General features: G+C 40.2%; 3 protein-coding genes and 1 pseudogene. All 4 read left to right on the forward strand.

Annotated elements, in window-relative coordinates:
* Positions 1–153, forward strand: a pseudogene (locus O9290_RS11030) (RNA-guided endonuclease TnpB family protein); the annotation flags it as partial.
* Between the two features lie 45 nt (positions 154–198).
* Positions 199–1,863: an HsdM family class I SAM-dependent methyltransferase gene (locus O9290_RS11035; RefSeq protein ID WP_288056905.1), complete on the forward strand. Its 1,665-nt coding sequence runs from the start codon at positions 199–201 to the stop codon at positions 1,861–1,863.
* Positions 1,857–3,497: a restriction endonuclease subunit S gene (locus O9290_RS11040; RefSeq protein ID WP_288056908.1), complete on the forward strand. Its 1,641-nt coding sequence runs from the start codon at positions 1,857–1,859 to the stop codon at positions 3,495–3,497. The genes O9290_RS11035 and O9290_RS11040 overlap by 7 nt, the downstream gene beginning before the upstream one ends.
* The gene (locus O9290_RS11045; protein WP_288056910.1) at positions 3,497–3,919 is read left to right on the forward strand and encodes a type II toxin-antitoxin system VapC family toxin; all 423 of its coding nucleotides are present in this window, start codon (positions 3,497–3,499) and stop codon (positions 3,917–3,919) included. Before O9290_RS11040 ends, O9290_RS11045 begins: the two co-directional genes overlap by 1 nt.
* Positions 3,920–4,396: the final 477 nt, after the last annotated feature.

A 4,396-nucleotide genomic window follows, 5' to 3' on the forward strand; every position in this document is an offset into this window, starting at 1 on the left:
CACCATGACCGAGATATTAACGCCAGTAAAAATATTTTGGCCGCAGGGCTTGCGGTGTCAGTCTGTAGAGCGACCATAAGACCAGAACAGAGTAAATCTGTTAAGGCAGGTGCGAAAAATCCTTCGGGAAAGAAGCAGAAACCTAAATCGTGAGGTTTGGGAATCGCCGTCCGTTTTACGGCGGCGAGGATGTCAAACATGGCGACTTGTGATAACTCTGAGTGGGGGATGTGGACAAATGGTAGGAAAAAGACCGTCTTGCGTCGAATTAGGACAGAGGAAGGCATTGAGTATGAAGAGCCTAATGATATTCCTTCTAAGAATGGTAATGTTGAGGAAGTTGATCGCCCAACTCGTGATGCTTTAAAAAATGCAGTTGGTGATAATTTACTGTTTTCTTTTAAGATTTGCCACGATCATATTTATGTAACGGATGGGCTACAAAAACAACCTGCTTTTTTTGAGCTTTTAAAGGTTATTTTTTGCAAGATTCATGATGAGCGTAATTTTCCTAATCCTTTAGAATTTTATGCAACAGCGAAAGAGAAAAACAGTAATGATGGTCGGTTAACTGTTTTTAATCGCATTAGCAAGATTTTTAGCGCAGTTAAAAAGCAATACCCTGCTATTTTTGATGCTAATGATGAAATTAAACTTCAACCTCGTTCTTTAGCTTATATTATCGGTGAGCTTCAACGCTATAGCTTTCTGAGTACAAATATTGATGTTAAAGGGAAAGCCTATGAAGAACTGGTTGGCGCAAATTTAAGGGGCGATCGTGGTGAATTTTTCACACCTCGAAATGTGCAAAAAATGACTATTCGTATGCTGGAGCCGAAAGTCACTGATAAGATTCTTGATCAATCCTGTGGCACAGGTGGCTTTTTGGTAATTGCAATGAATGAGGTAATCAAAAAGTTAGAACAATTAGCAGGAGTAACTAGCCAATCGGATATTTGGATGCGAAATGCACTCAATTCTAAAATTCAAGAAACAGCTAAAATTAATTTCTTTGGAATTGATATTAATCCAGATTTAGTCAAAGCGACCAAGATGAATATGGTGATGAACAATGACGGCTCTGGAAATATTCTTAGACAAGATTCTCTGTTACATCCTCATCAATGGGAAGATAGTTTTCGGAAGCAATTTGCCACGGCTTTAGCTATCGATCCAAAAACTTTACGCAGTGAGAAAGATCTGGGTCATTTTGATGTAATTGCAACCAATCCACCTTTTGGTTCAAAGCTACCAATTAGGGATGAAGAAACCTTAAAGCAATATCAGCTTGCCTATGTTTGGAAAGAAACTGAGTCTGGTTGGGAACCGACAGAACAACTTCAGGGTTCTGCATCACCTGAGATCTTGTTTATTGAACGATGCTGGCAATTTTTGAAACCAGGGGGACGGATGGGAATCGTTTTACCTGATGCAATTTTGGGCGCTCCTGGATTGATTTATGTGCGTTATTGGTTAATTAAGCATTGCCGAATTGTTGCTTCGATTGACCTACATCCTGATACTTTTCAGCCTCACAATGGGACGCAAACTTCGGTTTTGATTCTTCAGAAAAAGACTGAAAAGGAAATCGTTCAAGGAACAATGTCTGATTATGAAATCTTTATGGCACAGGTGAAGGCGATCGGACATGACAAACGGGGTAACATCACCTACAGACGCAATGAGGAAGGGGAAGAGATACTGGTTCCAACTAATCCAGAGTCAATCCCTTTGATCGAGCGAACGGCAACGGGTGAAGGTGTGGCTAGACCGCTACCTCGTCAAAAGGTTGAGGATGATGATACGGATTTGGTAGCTAATGAGTTTATTGAGTGGAAGAAAAAGGTGGTACTAGGATGGTAACTTACGCTTTTAAATCTGATTACACGCCAGAGATACCTGATGATGAGTCGGAGAAACTATCGACGACGATCAAACTCAGTGAAGTCCTGGCTGCTGGTGTGCGTCTAGAGGCTTCTGCTTTTAGCATTGAGGCTCATAATGCAGTTACAGCTTTGACAAATAGTGGTTTACCTCTCATCCCGCTTTATGGCAAGGAAGGTCTTTGTCAAGGAGGATACTACCCCCATCGATTTAAGAGAGTTTATGTAAGCCCCGAAAAAGGTGTTCCATTTTTATCTAGTTCGGAGATTATTAGTTTACGTCCCAAGACTAATAATTTTGTTAGTAAAAATTACACCTTAAAATTAGATCGACTACTTCCAGAAAAGTGGGATGTTTTAATCTCTCGTTCAGGAACAATAGGAAATATTGGTTTAGCAACAGAAACTTTTATCGGAAATGCACTTTCTGAACACGTTATTCGGCTTCAAGCAAATGAACCTGAAACGGCTGGATATGTTGCAGCTTTTTTGCGTAGTCGATATGGTCGTCCTCAGTTAATTCAAGGAACATTTGGTTCAGTCGTTGATCAAATAGAACCAGAGCATTTAGAACGAGTTTTAATTCCCGATTTGCCGCCGATTCGCCGGATTGAAATTGGTCGCTTGATGTGTAAAGCGGGAGAACTGCGTGATGAAGCAAATCATTTGTTAGATGAAGCCGATCGCCTTCTCCATGAACGTTTAAACCTACCCTATCTCAAAGATATTACTCCGCGTGGTAGTGCATCTTTTACGACTACGATCAAAGCTTCTCAACTCATGGGACGATTAGAAGCAAGTTTTCACAATCCCGAAGCGATCGCTGCTGAAAAACAACTAGCTCAGTTACCTGTTGAAATTACTAAAATTGGCGATCAGCGAATTACTAAAGAAGTTAGAGCAATTACAAAGTTTAGAGAACGCACTTATGTTGACAAAGGTGGTATTCCTATGCTTAGTAGTAAACAACTTTTTCAAGTCGATCCAATCGATGTTAAACGACTTGCTAAGGGCTCACATACCAAAGATTTACCTGAAATTCAACTAGAAGAAAACATGATCGCTGTTACTCGTTCTGGCACGATTGGGAAAGTACAGATTATTCCTAAATACATGGCAGCATGGACAGCTAGTGAAGATGCAACTCGGATTCTAGCATCTGATGATATCAATGCAGGTTATCTTTATGCTTGGTTAGCCTCAGATTATGGCTACTGTCTCATGACTCGATGTTCCTATGGTTCGGTAATTCTTGAAGTTGATAAAGAAATGTTTTCTTCTGTCCATATTCCATTACCAGAGTTATCTATTAGAAATGAAATTGGCGATCTAGTTCTCAAAGCTAACCAACTACGCGATCAAGCTTGGCGCAGTGAACAAGAAGCGATCTCGAAATTAGAAAAACTGATTTCTTCTAAATCAAATACACCTATGAATAATCAAACACCTATCGAAAGCTTCTCTTTCGCAAATATTAAATTTGACTATAATGCAGAACCAATCTGGGAATTAGCCGCCCGACTTTCTGCCAAAATCCCCAATGAAGAATGGGCAAAACTACCAAAAGACTTAGCCCAAAACTTTGACCATTATCAACAGCAACAGGATAGTTAGTGAGAGTCGTTTTCGCCGATACAGGTTATTGGGTTGCCCTACTTAACCCTAGTGATAATTTGCACAAAAAAGCTGTTCAGCTATCAAAAACATTGCATCCCGTCTACATCGTTACCAGTGAAGCCGTCCTTATCGAAGTCTTAAAAGACTTCTCTAAACGTGGTGAGTATTTCCGTGACTTAGCCATAGAGCTAACTCAAAATTTGCGTTCTAACCCCAATGTTCGTATTGTTCCCCAAACCAGTGAGCAATTTGAACAAGGATTAAGACTATATCAACAGCGTAAAGACAAAGCATGGAGTCATACAGATTGCGTATCTTTCAAAATAATGGAAGAAAATGGAATCAGAGAAGCACTCGCTTATGACAAACATTTTGCCCAAGCAGGATTCACCGCTCTGATGCGGAATTGTCGGGTATGAGTTCGGAAGTAACGCCCGATTTTAGCAGAGAGTTTCGCCTTAAAAATCCCAACTTAGTAGATTTAGAAAAATGAGATGCAGCCTTCGTTTAACTGAATATATCGGATATAATCAAAGACAGGTCATTGAACGTTAAAGAAATACCGTGAACATCAGCCTAGATCTACCTTCAGAGCTAGAGAATGAGTTATCTACAAAATCCTCCTAAAACAGGGCTGGAGCTAGTTGCTTATTGGGAAAGCGTTGGGTTTATTGGCTCCCGACCTGATATTATCGATAGTTAGGAGCCGTCAAGCAAATTGCGCCATGAAGCTGAAACCCGTGAGCAGGCTTAGGTAGGGTTTGCTGAATAAATCTAAAAACCTTGTTGGATAAGGCTTTTAGACTTTTTTTCCCTGAAAAAGTGCCTACCATTGGAGTGATTGGGGGGAAAATTTAGGGATTTTTTCCCTGAAAATTAGGTAATTGACCACCTGA

It is taken from the genome of Microcystis sp. LE19-41.2A (assembly GCF_027530405.1).
GTDB classification, from domain to species: Bacteria; Cyanobacteriota; Cyanobacteriia; order Cyanobacteriales; family Microcystaceae; genus Microcystis; species Microcystis aeruginosa.